The sequence below is a fragment of the Pseudomonas sp. BBP2017 genome, from assembly GCF_003024385.1.
Lineage (GTDB): Bacteria > Pseudomonadota > Gammaproteobacteria > Pseudomonadales > Pseudomonadaceae > Aquipseudomonas.
On record NZ_PVZN01000003.1, the window covers coordinates 222,069 to 241,084 of the forward strand.

General features: G+C 60.3%; 20 protein-coding genes and 1 tRNA gene. 10 read left to right on the top strand and 11 right to left on the bottom strand.

What is annotated here, in order from left to right:
* Positions 1-65: 65 nt before the first annotated feature.
* The 3 genes from C6382_RS06595 to C6382_RS06605 are packed head-to-tail and all read right to left on the bottom strand — an operon-like array spanning position 66 to position 1,606.
* Positions 66-533, bottom strand: coding sequence for a hypothetical protein (locus C6382_RS06595; protein ID WP_107023723.1), 468 nt, complete (start codon positions 531-533; stop codon positions 66-68).
* A 36-nt stretch (positions 534-569) separates the two neighbouring features.
* Positions 570-1,043, bottom strand: a complete 474-nt coding sequence (locus C6382_RS06600; protein WP_107023724.1) for a WbuC family cupin fold metalloprotein — start codon at positions 1,041-1,043, stop codon at positions 570-572.
* 5 nt (positions 1,044-1,048) lie between these two features.
* Positions 1,049-1,606, bottom strand: a complete 558-nt coding sequence (locus tag C6382_RS06605; RefSeq protein WP_107023814.1) for a hypoxanthine-guanine phosphoribosyltransferase — start codon at positions 1,604-1,606, stop codon at positions 1,049-1,051.
* Between the two features lie 162 nt (positions 1,607-1,768).
* On the opposite strand from C6382_RS06605, the gene upp reads away from it, so the two are divergent.
* Positions 1,769-2,407, top strand: coding sequence for a uracil phosphoribosyltransferase (gene upp / locus C6382_RS06610; RefSeq protein WP_045188053.1), 639 nt, complete (start codon positions 1,769-1,771; stop codon positions 2,405-2,407).
* A gap of 2 nt (positions 2,408-2,409) precedes the next feature.
* Complete coding sequence (locus C6382_RS06615) at positions 2,410-3,684, top strand: uracil-xanthine permease family protein (protein WP_107023725.1); 1,275 nt, start codon at positions 2,410-2,412, stop codon at positions 3,682-3,684.
* A gap of 71 nt (positions 3,685-3,755) precedes the next feature.
* On the opposite strand, the gene hemH is transcribed toward C6382_RS06615, so the two are convergent.
* Positions 3,756-4,769, bottom strand: a complete 1,014-nt coding sequence (gene hemH, locus C6382_RS06620; RefSeq protein WP_107023726.1) for a ferrochelatase — start codon at positions 4,767-4,769, stop codon at positions 3,756-3,758.
* Between the two features lie 13 nt (positions 4,770-4,782).
* A complete protein-coding gene (locus C6382_RS06625; protein WP_107023727.1) occupies positions 4,783-5,688 on the bottom strand; it encodes a TIGR01777 family oxidoreductase in 906 nt (301 codons plus the stop codon).
* A 184-nt stretch (positions 5,689-5,872) separates the two neighbouring features.
* On the opposite strand from C6382_RS06625, the gene C6382_RS06630 reads away from it, so the two are divergent.
* From C6382_RS06630 to C6382_RS06645, 4 genes are all read left to right on the top strand, one after another.
* Positions 5,873-6,859: an NAD(P)/FAD-dependent oxidoreductase gene (locus C6382_RS06630; protein WP_107023728.1), complete on the top strand. Its 987-nt coding sequence runs from the start codon at positions 5,873-5,875 to the stop codon at positions 6,857-6,859.
* Positions 6,860-6,986: 127 nt separating this feature from the next.
* Entirely contained in the window at positions 6,987-7,955 is a 969-nt protein-coding gene (locus tag C6382_RS06635) for a DUF523 and DUF1722 domain-containing protein (RefSeq protein ID WP_107023729.1), read from the top strand.
* Positions 7,956-7,964: 9 nt separating this feature from the next.
* Positions 7,965-9,416, top strand: coding sequence for a deoxyribodipyrimidine photo-lyase (gene phrB / locus C6382_RS06640; RefSeq protein WP_107023730.1), 1,452 nt, complete (start codon positions 7,965-7,967; stop codon positions 9,414-9,416).
* The gene (locus tag C6382_RS06645; protein WP_256589036.1) at positions 9,403-10,107 is read left to right on the top strand and encodes an SDR family oxidoreductase; all 705 of its coding nucleotides are present in this window, start codon (positions 9,403-9,405) and stop codon (positions 10,105-10,107) included. Before phrB ends, C6382_RS06645 begins: the two co-directional genes overlap by 14 nt.
* A gap of 38 nt (positions 10,108-10,145) precedes the next feature.
* Here C6382_RS06645 and C6382_RS06650 read toward each other — a convergent pair whose 3' ends face one another.
* The 6 genes from C6382_RS06650 to hemA all read right to left on the bottom strand — a co-directional run bounded on the left by C6382_RS06650 (position 10,146) and on the right by hemA (position 15,509).
* Complete coding sequence (locus tag C6382_RS06650) at positions 10,146-10,664, bottom strand: acyloxyacyl hydrolase (RefSeq protein WP_107023731.1); 519 nt, start codon at positions 10,662-10,664, stop codon at positions 10,146-10,148.
* A gap of 115 nt (positions 10,665-10,779) precedes the next feature.
* On the bottom strand, positions 10,780-11,580 hold the full coding sequence (murI, locus tag C6382_RS06655; RefSeq protein ID WP_107023732.1) for a glutamate racemase: 801 nt from the start codon (positions 11,578-11,580) through the stop codon (positions 10,780-10,782).
* The gene (locus C6382_RS06660) at positions 11,573-12,328 is read right to left on the bottom strand and encodes a molybdopterin-synthase adenylyltransferase MoeB (RefSeq protein ID WP_107023733.1); all 756 of its coding nucleotides are present in this window, start codon (positions 12,326-12,328) and stop codon (positions 11,573-11,575) included. Before C6382_RS06660 ends, murI begins: the two co-directional genes overlap by 8 nt.
* Complete coding sequence (gene prmC / locus C6382_RS06665; protein WP_107023734.1) at positions 12,322-13,152, bottom strand: peptide chain release factor N(5)-glutamine methyltransferase; 831 nt, start codon at positions 13,150-13,152, stop codon at positions 12,322-12,324. Before prmC ends, C6382_RS06660 begins: the two co-directional genes overlap by 7 nt.
* A complete protein-coding gene (prfA, locus tag C6382_RS06670; RefSeq protein WP_107023735.1) occupies positions 13,153-14,235 on the bottom strand; it encodes a peptide chain release factor 1 in 1,083 nt (360 codons plus the stop codon).
* Positions 14,232-15,509: a glutamyl-tRNA reductase gene (gene hemA, locus C6382_RS06675; protein WP_107023736.1), complete on the bottom strand. Its 1,278-nt coding sequence runs from the start codon at positions 15,507-15,509 to the stop codon at positions 14,232-14,234. The genes prfA and hemA overlap by 4 nt, the downstream gene beginning before the upstream one ends.
* Positions 15,510-15,685: 176 nt before the next feature.
* On the opposite strand from hemA, the gene C6382_RS06680 reads away from it, so the two are divergent.
* The 4 genes from C6382_RS06680 to C6382_RS06695 all read left to right on the top strand — a co-directional run bounded on the left by C6382_RS06680 (position 15,686) and on the right by C6382_RS06695 (position 18,991).
* The gene (locus C6382_RS06680; RefSeq protein ID WP_107023737.1) at positions 15,686-17,413 is read left to right on the top strand and encodes a tetratricopeptide repeat protein; all 1,728 of its coding nucleotides are present in this window, start codon (positions 15,686-15,688) and stop codon (positions 17,411-17,413) included.
* Between the two features lie 4 nt (positions 17,414-17,417).
* Positions 17,418-18,035, top strand: a complete 618-nt coding sequence (gene lolB, locus C6382_RS06685; protein ID WP_107023738.1) for a lipoprotein insertase outer membrane protein LolB — start codon at positions 17,418-17,420, stop codon at positions 18,033-18,035.
* A 1-nt stretch (position 18,036) separates the two neighbouring features.
* A complete protein-coding gene (ispE, locus tag C6382_RS06690) occupies positions 18,037-18,882 on the top strand; it encodes a 4-(cytidine 5'-diphospho)-2-C-methyl-D-erythritol kinase (RefSeq protein WP_107023739.1) in 846 nt (281 codons plus the stop codon).
* A gap of 34 nt (positions 18,883-18,916) precedes the next feature.
* Positions 18,917-18,991 (top strand) — tRNA-Gln (locus tag C6382_RS06695).
* Positions 18,992-19,016: the final 25 nt, after the last annotated feature.

Consider the following 19,016-nt stretch of genomic DNA (forward strand, 5'->3'; position numbering starts at 1 on the left):
ACTCCAACTGAACCATCACGGACATTTTCACGGGCCGGCAGTTTACCCCTGCCCGGCACCGGCACTCAACGCGCGCGTATGGTGCCGGTATGCAGATCGGCCCAGACATGGCCGTTGGCATAGCTGAGGAACTGCACGTAGACGGTGTCGTTGCGCAGCAGATCGAGGATCACGTGGTACTGGCTGAGCGGATAATTGAGATTAAGGGTTTTGCTTTTGTCGTCATACACCGGTTTTTTCAGACTTTTACTTTCACCGTCGAAGCTGATCAGCACCTGACTCGCGGCTGTACCTTTGCTCAATGGCTTGCCCTTCAGGCGCAGGGTCAACGGCGAGGTCACAGGAATCGGTTGCTGGTTGGACTGACGCTGATTGCCCACCACCACGGAATAGCTGGTGACTTGCAGCAGTTGCTGGGTTTCAGGGGCTTCCTGACGCAGGGATTGGTCATCTGGTGGCAGAAACTGGCTGTGCAAGGGTGCAGCAGCCAGCGGCATGCTCAACAGCAGAAAAAAGAGGACAATCGCACGCATGACAGGCTCCTTGGTACGGCCTGGCACTCTAGCACGTCAGTCGAAGTGCGCACGCATCCAGGCCTGATAGTCGGCAACACCCGGCTCACCTTCGCGTGGCGCCCAGCTAGCCAGCTCCCCTTCGCCCACCGGGCGATAAGGCCCGGATTTGCACTCGAACATCATGCTGTCTGCTTCCAGCACCACCAGGCCGTGAAAGGTCCCTGGCGCCAGATCAACACCCAGACAATCACCACCGGCCTGCATCACCCGCTTGTCGACCACCGCACCCTGCTCATCAAAGATCAACAGGCCAAGCTTGCCACGCAGGACGATCAAGCATTCGGCCTTGTCGGCCGACAGATGCCGGTGTGGCGGTATATAGGTAGCAGGCTGCAGACCAACCGCCATGCGGTGGCAAGGCTCTTCCATTTCATGAAAATTGTGATGCTGGCGACTGCGCGGACTAGCCGCTGCTTTGGCAGCCAGATCGGCAAACAACGCCTGGTCGAGAAATCCGGGCTGGCGCATGAGATTCAGAGCCCTTTAACAGCGTAAATGCCGTTGGCGTTGCGCCAGTAACCCTTGTAGTCCATGCCGTAACCGAACACATAACGGTCAACGCAGCTCAGGCCACAGAAGTCAGCCTTCAGCTCGGCACTGGCCTTGCGGTCGTGATCCTTATCGATCAGTACGGCGGTGTGCACGGCGCGGGCACCGGCATGTTTGCAGAAGTCGATGATGGCGCTGAGAGTGTGACCTTCATCAAGGATGTCGTCGATGATCAGCACATCACGGTCGATGAACGAGACTTCGGGCTTGGCTTTCCAGAACAGATCACCACCGCTGGTCTGATTACGGTAGCGGGTCGCATGCAGGTAAGACGACTCAAGCGGGAACTGCAGGTGAGTCAACAGCTTGCCGGCGAAAATCAGACCACCGTTCATCACGCAGAACACCACCGGGTTGCTCTCGGCCAGCACTTCGCTGATTTGCGCGCCAACGCGGGCAATGGCAGCCTCAACTTCTGCTTCGTTGTACAGGCAGTCAGCCTCTCGCATGACTTGACGGATATGCTCGAGATCAGCGGACATGGCGCTCTCCAGGGGCTGCAATTGAGAAAAGCGGGCAAAGGTACGCATCCGAGGGCGCCAGATCAAGCGTTTATGGACTAACGTCCAGAATGCCTATAGGACACACACGGCTGAATAGATTAATCTACCGCGGTTTTTTTGCCCGCCCCCGGAGCTTTCCCTATGCCTACCCGTGAGATCCGCCATCCGCTGATCCGTCACAAGCTCGGCCTGATGCGCCGTGCTGATATCAGCACCAAGAACTTCCGCGAACTCGCTCAGGAAGTCGGCACGCTCCTGACCTACGAGGCCACCAAAGACCTGCCACTCGAAACCTACGAGATCGATGGCTGGTGCGGCAAGGTCCAGGTCGAGAAAATCGCTGGTAAGAAGATTACTGTAGTACCGATCCTGCGCGCCGGTATCGGCATGCTCGACGGCGTGCTCAGCCTGATTCCAGGCGCCAAGGTCAGCGCCGTGGGCGTTGCCCGTAACGAGGAAACCCTCGAAGCGCATACTTATCTGGAAAAACTCGCCCCGGAAATCGACGAGCGCCTGGCGCTGATCATCGACCCGATGCTGGCCACCGGTGGCTCGATGGTCGCCACCATTGACCTGCTGAAAAAAGCCGGCTGCAAAGACATCCGCGCGATGGTCCTGGTGGCCGCACCGGAAGGTATTGCTGTGGTCGAGAAAGCGCACCCGGATGTACAGATCTACACCGCCTCGATCGACGAGCGCCTGAACGAGCACGGCTACATCATTCCGGGCCTGGGCGATGCCGGCGACAAGATCTTCGGTACCAAGCAGAAGGACGCCTGAACATGCAGGATGAGTTCAACGACCCGCTCTGGCGCCAGGTCGTCTCCGGCGCGCAGATGCTCTTTGTAGCCTTCGGCGCGCTGGTGCTGATGCCGCTGATCACCGGCCTCGACCCGAATGTCGCGTTGTTCACCGCAGGTTTGGGAACTCTGCTGTTTCAGGTAGTCACCGGCCGTCAGGTACCGGTATTCCTCGCTTCGAGTTTCGCCTTCATCACCCCGATCATTCTCGCCAAAGGCCAGTTCGGTCTGGCCGAGACCATGGGCGGTGTGATGGCGGCCGGTTTCGTCTACACCTTCCTCGGCCTGGCGGTGAAAATCAAAGGCACCGGTTTCATCGACCGTCTGCTGCCGCCCGTGGTGATCGGTCCGGTGATCATCTCGATCGGCCTGGCCATGGCACCGATTGCCGCCAACATGGCGATGGGCAAGGCCGGTGACGGCACCGAGCTGCTGCCCTATGGCACAGCGATGATGATCTCGATGCCAGCGCTGCTGACTACCCTGATCGTCGCCGTGTTCGGCAAGGGTATCTTCCGCCTGGTGCCGATCATCGCGGGTGTGCTGGTGGGCTTTGCTCTGTCGTTCTATTTCGGTGTGGTGGATACCGCCAAGATTGCCGCTGCGCCCTGGCTGGCGCTGCCACACTTCACTGCACCGGCGTTCAACTGGCAGGCGATCCTGTTCATCGTGCCGGTTGCCCTGGCGCCAGCTATCGAGCATATCGGCGGGGTGATCGCGGTGGGTAGCGTGACCGGCCGGGACTACCTGAAAAAGCCTGGTCTGCACCGCACTCTGCTTGGTGACGGCATCGCCACCACCACTGCCGGCCTGTTCGGTGGTCCACCCAATACCACCTACGCCGAGGTCACCGGCGCGGTGATGCTGACCAAGAACTACAACCCGAAGATCATGACCTGGGCGGCGATTTTCGCCATTACCCTGGCATTCATCGGCAAGTTCGGCGCCTTGCTGCAGAGCATTCCCGTACCGGTGATGGGCGGGATTCTCTGCTTGCTGTTCGGTTCGATTGCCGCGGTGGGCATGAACACCATGATCCGCCACAAGATTGATCTGGGCGAAGCGCGCAACCTGGTGATCGTCTCGGTGACGCTGGTGTTCGGTATCGGCGGCGTGCTGGTCGGTAGTGGTACCGGTCCGGACGATTGGGGCCTCAAAGGCATCGCCCTGTGTGCGGTGGTTGCCATTGCCTTGAACTTGCTGCTGCCAGGAAACGACGGCTGGAAGAAAAAGGCGCTAGACGATCAACTGCCTTGATCTGAACAGCATCGCGGGGCAAGCCCGCTCCTACCACTTCAGTAGGAGCGGGCTTGCCCCACGATGACGCCTCAAGCCTCTTCGCACATCCCTTTCAACGCCTGCACCCACTGCGGGTGATCGTTCAAGCAAGGCACCAACACCAACTCTTCCCCGCCTGCCGCGACAAACTGCTCGCGCCCACGATCACCGATCTCTTCCAGCGTCTCGATGCAGTCGGCGACAAATGCCGGGCACATGACCAGCAACTTCTTCACCCCGGATTTCGCCAGTTCGTCCAGACGCGTCTCGGTGTAGGGCTCAATCCATTTCGCCCGGCCCAGACGCGACTGGAACGACACCGACCACTTGCCATCGGGGATACCCAACTGCCGCGCAAACGCCTGGGCGGTTCGCAAGCATTGCCCGCGATAACACACCGCAAGCATCTGCGGCGAGGAATCCCGACAGCAATCCTGCGCCTGGAAATCATGACTGCCCGTCGGATCGAGCTTCTTCAAATGGCGCTCGGGCAAGCCATGGAAACTCATCAGCAGGTGGTCGTAATCTTGTTCAAGATAAGGCCGGGCACTGCCCACCAATGCATCGATGTATTCAGGGCGGTCGTAGAATGGCTGCAGCACGGCCATCTGCAGTGGCAGCTGTTGTGCGGCGATCACTTGCCGGGCCTGCTCGACTACAGTGGTCACCGTACTGTCGGCAAATTGTGGGTAGAGCGGTGCCAGGGTTACCTTTTTCACACCCTGCGCAGCCAGCCGTGCCAACACCGTCGGCAACGACGGCTCACCGTAACGCATGGCAACTTCCACCGGCCCATGGCGCCACTGCTCACTCATTGCGGCCTGCAAACGACGGGTCAGCACCACCAGTGGCGAGCCTTCATCCCACCAGATCGAGGCATAGGCATGGGCTGACTGCTCAGGACGCTTGATCAGGATCAGCGACACCAGCAAACGACGCACCGGCCAAGGCAGGTCGATGACGTAGGGGTCCATCAGAAACTGATTGAGGTAGCGGCGCACATCGGCCACCGAAGTGGAGGCCGGCGAGCCCAGGTTGACCAGCAGCAGAGCGTGATCGGTCATGCAACGTCCTATTTCAGAGGCGCCTGGACAAATCATCCAGCGCCGATTGCAAATCGTTGAAGCGGAAGGTGAACCCCGCAGCGAGCAAACGCACCGGGCGTGCCCGCTGTCCGCCCAGCAGCAGAGTCGACAGCTCGCCCAACCCGGCCTTCAACACCAATGCCGGCAACGGCATTAATGCAGGACGATGCAGGGCGCGGCCCAGGCGCCTGGCAAACTCGCGGTTGCGCACAGGCTCCGGGGCGCAGGCATTATAAGGACCGCTGGCGTCCTTGTGCTGCAAGAGAAAATCAATCAGGGCGACCTGGTCGTCTATATGAACCCAGGGCATCCATTGCCGACCATCGCCAATCGGCCCGCCCAGACCCAGTTTGAATGGCAGGCGCAGGCGCGACAAAAAGCCGCCCTCACTGGACAGCACCAGGCCGGTACGCACCAGCACCACTCGTATACCCAAGGCCTGGGCGTGCTGTGCGGTTTCTTCCCAGGCAATGCATAACTGACTGGCAAAGTCCTCCTTGACCGGCTGCGAGGCCTCGGTCAGCTCACGCTCACCACCGTCGCCATACCACCCTACCGCTGACCCGGAGATCAGTACTTCTGGACGCTGCTGACGGCTTTCGAGCCAGGCAAGCAACTGCTCAGTGAGGGTGATCCGGCTGCTCCAGAGCAGCGCACGCCTGCGCGTGCTCCAAGGGCGATCCGCTATCGGCGCACCGGCCAGATTGATCACCGCATCGATGGGATCATCCTCACTTAAAGCCTCGAGCCGAGCGACGCCCTGCACACCGACCCCACACAATTTACCTACCTGTTCAGGGCGCCGACTCCAGACCGTCAAGCGATGCCCTTGCGCCAACCAGCGCTGACAAAGCTGTTGACCTATCAATCCCGTACCGCCGGTCAGCAATATATGCATGGCTGTGTCCTCACATGGCGCACCCTGGTCTATTTTTAAGATCAAGGCACTTTTTTGACCGAACACTCTTGGATAAACATAGGCCAACCTGAAGTAACGAACGGAATCATATTATACAAGTAATTGAATTTGTATAAGATTACCTGGCAACGTAGCTGCACCCTTAAGGTTCGAAGAGGCCATCATGACTGTACCTATTGCCATCATCGGCGCCGGCATCGCCGGGCTGTCAGCGGCCCAGGCACTGCAAAAAGCCGGACAGACCGTCCACTTGTTCGACAAGGGGCACGGCAGCGGCGGCCGTATGGCCAGCAAACGCAGCGATGCCGGCGCCCTGGACCTCGGCGCCCAGTACTTCACTGCCCGCGATCGACGCTTTGTCGACCAGGTTCAGCAGTGGGTCGCAGCCGGCTGGGCAGCAGAGTGGAAGCCACAACTTTACAACTACCAGAATCGCGTCTTGAGTCCATCACCAGACGAACAGACCCGCTGGGTTGGCGTACCGCGCATGAGCGCCATCACCCGCGGCCTGCTCAAAGACGTGACGGTCAATTTCAGTTGCCGGATTGCAGAGGTCTACCGTGGCCAGAAGTATTGGCACCTGCAGGACACCGACGGTTGCAGCCATGGCCCTTACAGCCGGGTAGTGGTTGCAGTGCCAGCGCCCCAAGCGACCCAACTGCTGGCCGCAGCGCCGAAGCTCGCCGCCACTGCCGCCAACGTGCAAATGGACCCGACCTGGGCAATTGCCCTGGCTTTCGATACGCCGCTGGACACCCCGATGCAGGGCTGCTTCGTGCAGGACAGCTCGCTGGACTGGCTGGCTCGCAATCGCAGCAAACCAGGGCGTGACGAACACATGGACACCTGGGTCTTGCATGCGACTTCCAGCTGGAGCAAGCAGCACATTGACCTGAGCAAGGAAGCGGTGATCGAGCAGCTCTGGGGCGATTTCGCCGAGCTGGTCGGCTGCGGGGTCCCTGCCCCCAACTTCTCCCTCGCCCACCGCTGGTTGTATGCCCGCCCAGCCAACAACCACGAATGGGGCGCCCTGGCCGACGCCGACCTGGGCCTGTATGCCTGCGGCGACTGGTGCCTGTCTGGACGCGTCGAAGGCGCCTGGCTTAGTGGCCAGGAAGCAGCACGCAGGCTACTCGAACATCTGGAATGATCTGCCCGACAGCGTCGCGCCCAATATATGTACAACAATCATGCAAAATCATTGACTCGTACATATTTGCCCCTATGATAATCCTGTACATGAATTTAATCGTGTACAGGATTATTCGGAGCTTTCCATGGACGCGTCACACGCCGCTCGCAAACCCAGAATCGCTGTCAGCGCCTGCCTGACCGGTGCCGAGGTTCGCTACAACGGCGGTCACAAGGCCTCTCGACTCTGCAACGAAGTACTGGGACAGTACTTCGACTTCATCCCGGTCTGCCCGGAAATAGCCATCGGCCTTGGCGTTCCACGCGCGCCCATCCGCCTGACTGGCGATCCCGCTGACCCACAAGCAGTCGGCAGTCATGATCCGGCATTGGACCTGTCTGGCCCGCTGCGCACCTATGGACAGCAGATGGCCACGGAGCTCACAGACATCTGTGGCTACATCTTCATGCAGAAATCTCCGTCGTGCGGACTTGAACGGGTCAAGGTCTACAAGGCCAACGGCTATCCCGCCGACGAAGGCGGCCGGGGCCTTTATGCCGCTGCCTTTTGCCAGCAACGCCCGGATTTGCCGGTCGAAGAGGACGGTCGACTGTGCGACCCGGTATTGCGGGAAAACTTCATCTCCCGCGTGTATGCCTTCGCCGATTGGCAGCAGCTACTCGCCGAGGGGCTCAGCCGAGGCGCTTTGATCGCCTTCCATGCGCGGTACAAGTACCAACTGATGGCCAACAACCCGCATCAGTACAAAGTACTGGGCAAGCTACTGGGCAGCATGACCCGCGACGATGATCCGCAGGTGCTTGGCCCCCACTACTTCAGTCAACTGATGCGGGCACTACGCCGTTGCGCCAGCCGCGGCAACCACAGCAATGTACTGCTGCACTTGAGCGGCTATCTGCGCAACGTGCTCAACCAAGACGACAGACAGGAAATCCGACAACTGATCAATCAGTACCAGAACGGCGTCGTGCCGCTGGTGGTGCCGCTGACGCTACTCAAGCATCACTTGCGTGGCCACCCCGATCCTTACGTGCTGCAACAGGTCTACCTGCAACCACACCCGGAAAGCCTGAGCCTGCGCAATGCAATCTGAACAAACACCATGCAACTGATCTGGCTGCGCAACGACCTGCGCATACACGACAACACCGCACTGTCTGCTGCGCGCGAACAGGGACCGGCGCTGGCGGTCTGGCTGCTCAGTGGCCAACAGTGGCGCAGCCATGATGATGCGCCATGTAAAATCGATTTCTGGTTGCGTAACCTGGCAGCACTGAGCGAGCAGCTGGCCACGCTGAACATCCCGCTCCTGGTGCGCGAAGCCGACACGTGGGACCAGGCCCCTAATGTGCTGTTGCAGATCTGCCGCGAGCATCAGATTCAGGCACTGCACCTGAACGAAGAGTACGGCATCAACGAAAGCCGCCGCGATCAGGCCGTCAGCGAGTCGCTGTCCCAGGCAGGCGTTGCGGTGCATCGCCACCTGGATCAATTACTGTTCAGACCCGGCAGCATCCTCACCCGCAGCGGTAGCTACTTCCAGGTCTTCAGCCAGTTTCGCAAGGCCTGCTACGAACGCTTGCACCTGAGCCTGCCACGCCTGCAGCAGTCGCTAACACCCCAGGCACCGCTAGCGATTGCCAACGACGCGCTCCCCACCCAAGTATCTGGTTTCACACCGCCACCCGCCAGCCTTCGTGAGCGCTGGCCAGCCGGCGAAGCAGCAGCACATACTCGTCTGCAGCGCTTCATCGATGAAGCCGTTGATGATTACCAACTGCAACGTGACTTTCCCGCCGCCGCTGGCACCAGCCAACTCTCCCCTTATCTCGCGGCAGGCGTCGTCTCTCCTCGCCAGTGCCTGCTTCGAGCCCTGGCACACAACCACGGCGAGTTTGAAAGTGGCAATACCGGGCTGGTCGCCTGGATCAACGAGCTGATCTGGCGCGAGTTCTATAAGCACATCCTCAGCGGCTACCCGCGCGTGTCACGCCACCGCGCCTTCCGCCTGGAGACCGAGGCGCTACCCTGGCGCCATGCACCCGACGAGCTGAAAGCCTGGCAAGAAGGCCGCACCGGCATTCCGATCATCGACGCCGCGATGCGTCAACTGCTCGCCACCGGCTGGATGCACAATCGACTGCGGATGATCGTGGCGATGTTCCTGAGCAAGAATCTGCTGATCGACTGGCGCGAAGGCGAGCGTTTCTTCATGCGCCACCTGATCGATGGCGATCTGGCGGCCAACAATGGTGGCTGGCAGTGGAGTGCATCCACGGGAACCGATGCGGCACCCTACTTCCGGATCTTCAACCCGATCAGCCAGTCCCAGCGTTTCGACAGCCAAGGCAGCTTTATCAAGACCTGGGTACCGGAACTGGCGGACACCGATGAAAAAAACATTCATAACCCGATGTCATTTGGACAGCTATTTGCTACAACAGATTATCCACAGCCCATTGTGGACCTCCGTAGCAGTCGCCAACGTGCCTTGAATGCTTTCAAGAATTTGTCCACGCGGCAGTATGAGGAATCGGCTTTTGAACAACGCTAATGCCAAACGAACCTGGATTACCGGCGCGAGCAGCGGCCTCGGGTTTGCGCTGGCCGAACAGCTGCTGGAACAAGGTGCACAAGTCGCTGCCAGTGGTCGGGCCGCAGAAGCCCTGCAAGACTTGTCCCAGCAATACCCTGCGCATTTGCTGTTGCTTGACAACAACCTCGCTGAGCCGCTTGACGCGCGGGAAGCTGCCAAGCAGATCAGCGATCACTGGGGCTCGCTCGACTGCCTGATCATCAACGCTGGAACGTGCGACTACCTGGCGATCGATACGCCGGCCCCGGCCATTTTCCAAGGGATTGTCAGCAGTAACCTCAGCGCCACCCGGCATTGCCTGGAAAGCGCCTGGCCACTGTTGCAACGTGGCAACTCGCCTCAGGTGGTCGGTATTCTCAGCCGCTATTCAGCACTGCAACTGCTTGACCCCAGGCTACCGGCCACAGTGGACAATAGCCTGATCCAGCTACTCAACAGCCAGCGTGCCGCCCTCGCCGCCCAGGCCATAGACCTGACGATCATTGCGCCATTGGATTTGAAGTTTGCGCTGGTGTCGGAGCAGGTTGCTCCAGAACAATGGACGGCGCACACCGCCGCAGAGGTCATCCTCGATCGCCTGCCTGATCGCCCAGCCAACCTGGTGCTGGAGGCCCTGCACCTGAACGACCTCTGGCCGCTACCCAAGTAGCCTCTGAACCCTGCAATCAATGCAGGGCCGAAGCAGGTTTATAGCGGCATGCGGTAATGAAGTGCGTAGCTTTCTACGCCATCGTTAGGCGATTGCAACCCGGCATTGGAATAGTGGATGGCACGCACGCCAATTTCATGGCTGCCCGCGAAACGCAGGCCGAAACCGATACGGTCTTCGAACTGGAAAGACGAACCCAATTCGTTGTCTTCTACTTCTGTACTGGAGAACGCCGCCACCCCGACACCGACTTCGATATAAGGGTGGACCGACTCACCAGCAAACTCGTAGACGAATACCGGCGCAATGGAAAGACTGTGATGGCTTGCCGATTCGTGACCGTCCCAGTAGGTGTAGCCCGCATCCCAATAACCCGTAAACCGGCCAACACTAGTTTGCCACCAACTGGCATCCCAGTTCGATTGCAGACCCAGGCGATAGGTCATGGTCGATTCGCCGGTCTGGCCAACCGAAAAAGAAACATCCGCCGCTTGAGTTGTAAACGATTGCCCCAGGGTCACGGCCGCAAGTGCAGCCAAACAAAGCAGTTTCTTCATGAGAAACGTCCTTTTGCCTAATGCTATTGTTGGTTTTTCTGTCTCGTCGGACAAAATTACAAAAAACGGTGCGGCAGCGTTAGTTCACCAGAATATGCAGTGCCCATCACACTTCTTACACTGTAAAGCTTCGCACACTGTCAGATTTATTCCACAAAATTGGAAGTATCTTTCGCAAATGTTCCGGACTTGAACTGGTCCAGAACTGTGCCTCACGCGCAGGGCCATCAGACAGCAACTGCCGTTCACCCAGCAGCCGTTGCAACTGGCGGGCGACGGCAGCACCGGTGTCGATAATGGCAATGGATTGCGGCACCATCTGTGCCAGCAGCGGCTTGAGGAAAGGGTAATGCGTGCACCCCAGAATCAAGGTGTCGCAGCCTGCTCCAAGCAAGGGCTTCAAATAGCCCTGAAGCATGTCACGCAGGGCCGGACTGCCCAGGTCTCCCGCCTCGATGCACTCGACCAGCCCAGGGCATGGCTGGGTCACTACACGTACGTCGCTGGCAAAACGGTCGAGCAGAGCAGCAAATTTGGCGCTCTGCAGCGTGCCGGTGGTGGCCAGCACCCCAACCACGCCACTACGGGTCGCGGCAGCAGCGGGCTTTACCGCAGGCTCCATCCCTACCAACGGCCAGTCCGGATATTGCTCGCGCAGATCGGCTACCGCAGCGACAGTGGCAGTGTTGCAGGCAAGCACCATCGCTTTGGCGCCTTGCTCGCGGAAAAATTCAGCCACCAGACGGCAGCGCTGACGGATGAACTCAGGAGACTTCTCGCCATAAGGAATATGCCCGCAGTCGGCGACGTACAGCAGTGACTCATTGGGCAGCAAGCGCTGGATTTCTGCCAGCACCGACAAACCACCGACACCGGAATCGAAGACGCCGACCGGCGCTGCCGTCTGATCAGTCATCATGCCCGCCACAGACGCTGCACCCTGGATCACGCTTGACGCGCAACTCTCGAAAGCGGCTACCCAAGGCATCAATCAGCAGCAAGCGCCCCACCAGCGGCTCACCAAAACCAGCCAGAAGCTTGAGCGCTTCCAGCGCCTGCAGACTGCCCACCAGGCCTACCAGCGGACCGACAACCCCGGCTTCACTACAGGTCAGCTCGGCTTCACTGCCATGGCCATAGAGGCAGTGGTAGCAAGGGCTTTCAGGGCGACGCGGATCGAACACCGACAACTGCCCTTCCAGGCGAATCGCTGCGCCACTCACCAGTGGCTTGCCCTGCGCCACGCAAGTGGCATTGACCGCCTCGCGGGTGGCGAAATTGTCGGTGCAGTCGAGCACCAGGTCGACCGCTTGCACAGCGGCCGTCAGGGAGTCTTCATCCAGAGCGCTACGGTGGGCAACCAGGCGCACCTCGGGGTTGATCGCCTGCAAGCGGTTCAACGCCGAGTCGACCTTGCTCAGCCCCACCGAGGCAGTGTCGTGCAATACCTGACGCTGCAAGTTGGTCAGGTCGACCGTATCGAAATCCGCCAGGTGCAGCTCACCGACACCCGCCGCTGCCAGATACAACGCCACGGGCGACCCCAGACCACCGAGACCGACAATCAATGCCCGGCTGTTCTTAAGCCGCAGCTGTCCGTCGATATCGACCTGAGCCAGGAGGATCTGCCGGCTGTAGCGCAGTAATTCCTGATCACTCAGCACGACAGTCGCCCCAGGCTGATACGTTCATGGCCGCCAAGATCGATGCGGCTTTCGATTTGTTCGAAGTCGTGTTGAGCCAGCAACTCGCGCACTGCAGCAGCCTGATCGTAACCGTGCTCGAGCAGCAACCAGCCACCCGGCTGCAGGTGCGCAGGCGCCTGGCTGATGATGATGCGCAGGTCGTCCAGGCCATCGGCGCCAGCCACCAGCGCGCTACTCGGCTCAAAGCGGACATCACCCGCCACCAGGTGCGGATCTTCGGCAGCAATGTACGGCGGATTGCTGATGATCAGATCAAAGCGCTCGCCCTTGAGGGCGTCGAACCAGTGGCTGCTGCGCACCTGGACATTGTTCAGCTGCAAGCGCTGGCGGTTGCGCTCGGCCAGGGCCACAGCCTCAAGCACGCGGTCCACCGCCAGGACCTGCCACTGCGCCCGCTCACTGGCCAGGGCCAGGGCAATGGCGCCGGTGCCGGTGCCCAGGTCCAGCACACGAACTGGGCTCAGCGGCAATAGCTCCAGGGCAGTCTCGACCAGCAGCTCGGTGTCCGGACGCGGAATCAGGGTATGCGGTGCCACTTCCAGGTCCAGGTTCCAGAAACCTTGCTGCCCGAGGATGTAGGCCACCGGCTCGCCGCTACGGCGGCGCTGCAGGTACTCGGCGAAGACCAACGCCGCTTCGCTGCTGACAATCCGCTCAGGCCAGGTATGCAAATAACTGCGCGACTTGCCGATGGCGGCCGCCAACAGCAGCTCGACATCCAGGCGCGCCGTTGGCGAATCCGGTAACTCCGCAGCGCGGAGCAGGCTGGCGATAATCGTCATTTACTCACCCAGTGCCGCCAGTTGATCAGCCTGATACTCGGCCAGCAGCGGTTCGATCACAGCGTCCACTCCACCGGCCAGAACATCATCCAGAGAATACAAGGTCAGGTTGATACGATGATCCGTGACCCGGCCCTGTGGGTAGTTGTACGTGCGAATCCGCTCGGAACGATCTCCCGAACCCACCAGCAGCTTACGTTCGCTGGCAATGGCATTCTGCGCGGCGCTGGTCTGCATGTCGTTGAGCTTGGCCGACAGCCAGGACATGGCCCGTGCACGGTTTTTGTGCTGGGAACGCTCTTCCTGGCACTCAACCACAATACCGGTAGGCAAGTGGGTGATGCGCACCGCCGAGTCAGTTTTGTTAATGTGCTGACCACCCGCGCCAGACGCACGGTAAGTATCCACGCGCAGGTCGGCCGGGTTGATCTCGATCGCCACATGTTCATCGGGCTCGGGCAGTACCGCCACGGTACAGGCCGAGGTGTGGATGCGGCCCTGGGATTCGGTTTCCGGCACGCGCTGGACACGGTGGGCGCCGGATTCGAACTTCAGTTTGCCATAGACATAGTCACCCTCGACCCGAGCGATGATTTCTTTGTAGCCGCCGTGTTCCCCCTCATTCTCCGAGAGGATTTCCAGGCGCCAGCCACGACGTTCGGCATAGCGCGAGTACATGCGGAACAGGTCGCCGGAGAAGATCGCAGCCTCATCACCGCCGGTACCGGCGCGGATTTCCAGGAACACGTTGCGCCCGTCGTTGGGATCCTTGGGCAGCAGCATGCGCTGCAGCTGGTTCTCCAGCCCGGCCAGTTGCTCCTTGGCTTCGCGCACTTCCTCTACGGCCATTTCGCGCAGGTCGGGATCGCTATCCTTGAGCAGCGCCTGGGCGCCCGCAAGGTCGTCCTGCACCCTGCGCCACTGGGCGTAGGCCGCAGCCACGGGCTCGACTTCGGCATATTCGCGGGAATAGGCGCGAAAGCGGGTCTGGTCGGAAATGACTTCAGCATCACCCAGCAGGGCGGTCAATTCCTCGAAACGGTCCTGGAGGGTGTCCAGCTTATTGAGCAGCGACGCTTTCATTGCGGGGTTTTATCCGTCGAACCCTCATTGAGGGCAAAGAGTTCCTGAGCCATGGCCAACGCATCGAGGCGGCCTTCGGCAGAGAGCTTTTTCAGTTGCACACTGGGTGCATGGAGCAATTTGTTGGTGAGCCCGCGCGCCAGTTGCACCAGCACCTCTTCGGCGCTGCTACCATTGGCCAGCAGACGCTGGGCCTTTTGCAGTTCTTCGTCGCGCAGGCGTTCGCTCTGCTGACGGTACGCCTTGAGCACATCCACCGCCGCCAGCTCACGCAGGCGCAGCATGAAGTCTTCAGCACCCACCGAGACCAGCTCTTCGGCGGCCTGGGCAGCGCCCTGGCGGCTCTTGAGGTTCTCGGCAACCACATCGTGCAGGTCATCGACGGTATACAGGTACACGTCGTCCAGCTCACCAACTTCTGGTTCGATGTCGCGTGGTACGGCGATATCGACCATGAAGATCGGCTTGTGCCGACGCTGCTTCAGCGCGCTTTCCACCGCGCCCTTGCCGAGGATCGGCAACTGGCTGGCAGTGGAACTGATGACGATATCGCTGTTGACCAGCTCCTGCGGAATATCCGCCAGCAACACCGCATGGGCGCCGAACTGCTCGGCCAGGGTGCTGGCCCGCTCCAGGGTGCGGTTGGCTACCACGATACGCCGTACGCCCTGCTCGTGCAGGTGCCGCGCCACCAGGGTGATGGTTTCGCCGGCACCAATCAACAGCGCCTGGCTACGCGCCAGATCACTGAAAATCTGCTTGGCCAGACTGACAGCGGCAAAGGCTACCGACACCGGGTTCTCACCAATGGCGGTGTCGGTACGCACCTGTTTGGCGGCACTGAAGGTCGCCTGGAACAGCCGGCCAAGCAGCGGACCAATGGTCCCCGCTTCACGGGCAACGGCGTAGGCAGACTTCATCTGCCCGAGGATCTGCGGCTCGCCAAGCACCAGCGAGTCGAGCCCGGACGCCACCCGCATCATGTGCCGGACTGCATCATGATCTTCATGGATGTAGGCACTGGCGCGCAGTTCATCGAGGCTCAGCTGATGATATTCGGCCAGCCAGCGCAGGATGCTCTCTGCTGCCAGGTGGTCCTGCTCTATATAAAGTTCGCTGCGGTTGCAGGTCGAAAGGATCGCGGCTTCGCGGCTGGCGGTCAGTCGGCAGAGCTGCTGCAAGGCGTCCACCAGCTGCTCAGGAGTAAACGCCACGCGCTCGCGTACGTCTACCGAGGCAGTCTTATGGTTGATACCGAGGGCAAGAAAGGCCATGCAAGATCGCTGATTATGACGAGAAGCCGATAATTGTCCTACTTCGCAGGTTTCAGAACAACCACCGCTCGCTATTGTCTCTATAGTCTACCTCTACCGAGACCTTCGCTTATGGGTTTGCCCCGGCGCTTGTGTCATGATGATCCGACCGCTGGTAAGCCGCCCAAATCCTCATTATGAATAGATCCTACGCGTTGTTCCTTGCCTTGGCCCTGCTCCAGGGCTGCCAGACCTTGGCCCCCGACTCGACGGATGCCCAGGCGCCTGCCCTCGATGCGGCACAAAAGCAGGCGGACAAGCCTGTGGTCTATGGGTCGTTTACCCAGGAAACCGTGTACAACCTGTTGAGTGCGGAACTGGCCGGCCAGCGCAATCGCTTCGACATAGCCCTGGACAACTATGTCAGTGAGGCAATCAAGACCCAGGATCCCGGCATTTCCGAGCGTGCCTACCGTATTGCCGAATACCTGGGCGCCGATCAATCCGCCCTGGATACCGCACTGATCTGGGCGAAAAACGATCCGGACAACCTCGACGCGCAACGCGCCGCCGCCATCCAGCTGGCACGCGGGGGCCGTTACGACGACTCAATGGTCTATATGGAGAAAGTGCTGCAGGGCAAAGGCGACACCCATTTCGATTTCCTCGCCCTGTCGGCCGCCGAAACCGACCAGGACACCCGTGACGGCCTGCAGAAGAGCTTCGATCGCCTGCTGCAGAAGTACCCGGATAATGGTCAACTGGTGTTCGGCAAGGCCCTACTCCTGCAACAGGACGGCAATTCCAACGCGGCGCTTGCCCTGCTTGAAGAGCATCCGCCCGAGGAAGGCGAGATCGCCCCGGTGCTGTTGCGCGCGCGCCTGCTGCAAAGCGTGGGCCGCGGCGAAGAAGCCCTGCCATTGCTGCAGAAAACCATCCGCCAGTACCCGGACGACAAGCGTCTGCGCCTGACCTACGCCCGCACGCTGGTGGAACAGGATCGCCTGGACGACGCCAAGATCGAGTTTTCCAGCCTGCTCGAGCAATACCCGGATGACGACGAGCTGCGTTACTCCCTGGCGCTGATCTGCCTGGAAACCAAGAATCTGGACGAAGCGGCAGGTTACCTGCAAGAGCTGATCGAACGCGACAGCCACGTCGACTCGGCGCACCTGAACCTGGGGCGCATCCATGAAGAACGCAACCAGCCACAGGCAGCCCTGGACGAATACGCCCAGGTCGGCCCGGGTAACGATTATCTGCCAGCACAACTGCGCCAGGCCGACCTCCTCGTGGCCAACGGCCGCAGTACCGAAGCTTCACGACGTCTGGCGCTGGCCCGCGACACCCAGCCGGACTACGTCATCCAGCTGTACCTGATCGAAGCCGAGGCACTGGGCAACAACGACAAGGATGCCCAGGCCCTGCAAGTGCTGGAACAAGCCCTGAAGCAGTACCCTGACGACAACAACCTTCTGTACACCCGCGCCATGCTGGCCGAAAAGCGCAACGACCTGGCCCAGATGGAAAAGGACCTGCGCAGCATCATCGCCCGCGAGCCGGAAAACGCCATGGCCCTCAACGCCCTGGGCTACACCCTGGCCGACCGCACCACACGCTATGCCGAAGCCAAAGCGCTGATCGACAAAGCCCACCAGATCAACCCGGACGACCCCGCCGTGCTCGACAGCCTGGGCTGGGTCAACTTCCGCATGGGCAATCTTGACGAAGCCGAGCGCCTGCTGCGCCGTGCCCTGGAGCGCTTCCCCGACCACGAAGTCGCCGCGCACCTGGGCGAAGTGCTATGGGCCAACGGCAAGCGCCGCGAAGCGCGCCAGGTCTGGGCCAAGGCCATCGAAGCCCAACCCGACAGCCCTATCCTGCGCAAGACCGTCTTGCGCCTGACCGGATCCGAGACTCTTTAAGCCTATGTTTTTGCGCCACTGCATCACCTTCAGCCTGATCGCCCTGCTCGCCGGCTGCGCCGGCTTCGGCTCCCGTGAAGCCCTCCAGGGCCAGGGCAGCCCACAGTTGTGGCGCGAGCACAAACAACAGCTGAGCACTCTGGACGGCTGGCAGATCAACGGCAAAGTCGGGATCCGCGCCCCCAAAGACTCCGGCAGCGGCACCCTGTTCTGGCTGCAACGCCAGGATTACTACGATATTCGCCTGTCAGGCCCGCTGGGCCGTGGCGCCGCCCGCCTGACCGGTCGCCCCGGCGGTGTAGTGCTCGAGGTGGCCAACCAGGGCCGCTTCGAAGCAAAAAGCCCGGAAGCCCTGCTCGAAGAACAGCTCGGCTGGGAATTGCCGGTATCACACCTGGTCTGGTGGGTACGCGGCCTGCCCGCGCCGGACAGCAAGAGCCAGTTGACACTGGGCCGCGACAGCCGCCTGACCAGGCTCAAGCAGGATGGCTGGGACGTGCAATACCTGAGCTATACCGAGCAGAACGGCTACTGGCTGCCCGAGCGTCTCAAGCTGCACGGGCAAAATATCGACGTGACCCTGGTGGTCAAGGACTGGCAGCCACGCCAGCTGGGGCACTGACATGATCCAATTGACCCTGCCGGCCCCGGCCAAACTCAACCTGATGCTGCACATTCTTGGTCGCCGTGCCGATGGCTACCACCTGCTGGAAACCCTCTTCCAGTTTCTCGACTACGGCGATGAACTGTCTTTCGCCGTGCGCGAAGACGGCGAAATACGCCTGCACAGCGACATCGATGGCGTCCCCCATGACAGTAACCTGATCATCAAGGCCGCCCGTAAATTGCAGGCCCTGAGCGGCTGCACACAAGGCGCCGACATCTGGCTGAAGAAAGTCCTGCCCATGGGCGGCGGCATCGGTGGCGGCAGCTCGGATGCCGCCACCACCCTGCTCGGCCTCAATTATCTGTGGCAGCTCGATTGCAGCGAAGACCAACTGGCGGAACTGGGCCTGAGCCTGGGCGCTGACGTGCCGGTTTTCGTCCGTGGCCACGCGGCATTCGCCGAAGGTGTCGGCGAGATCCTTACCCCGGCAGACCCGGAAGAACCCTGGTATGTCGTGCTGGTCCCGCAAGTATTTGTTAGTACAGCAGAAATTTTTTCACATCCGCAGTTGACACGTGATTCTTTGCCCCTTAAGATGCGCCCCGTTCCCAAGGGAAACAGTCGTAATGACTGCCAACCGGTAGTAGAGCAGAGTTACCCAGAAGTACGTAACTCACTGAGTTTGCTAAGCAAATTCACTGATGCTAGACTCACTGGAACTGGAAGTTGTGTGTTTGGGGCCTTCCCAAGCAAAGCTGAAGCTGATAAAGTTTTGGCCCTTCTTGCAGACACCCAATCAGGGTTTGTAGCAAAGGGAAGCAATATTTCGATGTTGCATCGCAAGCTGCATAGCCTGCTCTAGGAATCGAGTACAAGGTGCTCGCAGCAACAAATACAGGGGCGTCGCCAAGCGGTAAGGCAGCAGGTTTTGATCCTGCCATGCGTTGGTTCGAATCCAGCCGCCCCTGCCATTTTCCTTATACTCATCCAGGTATA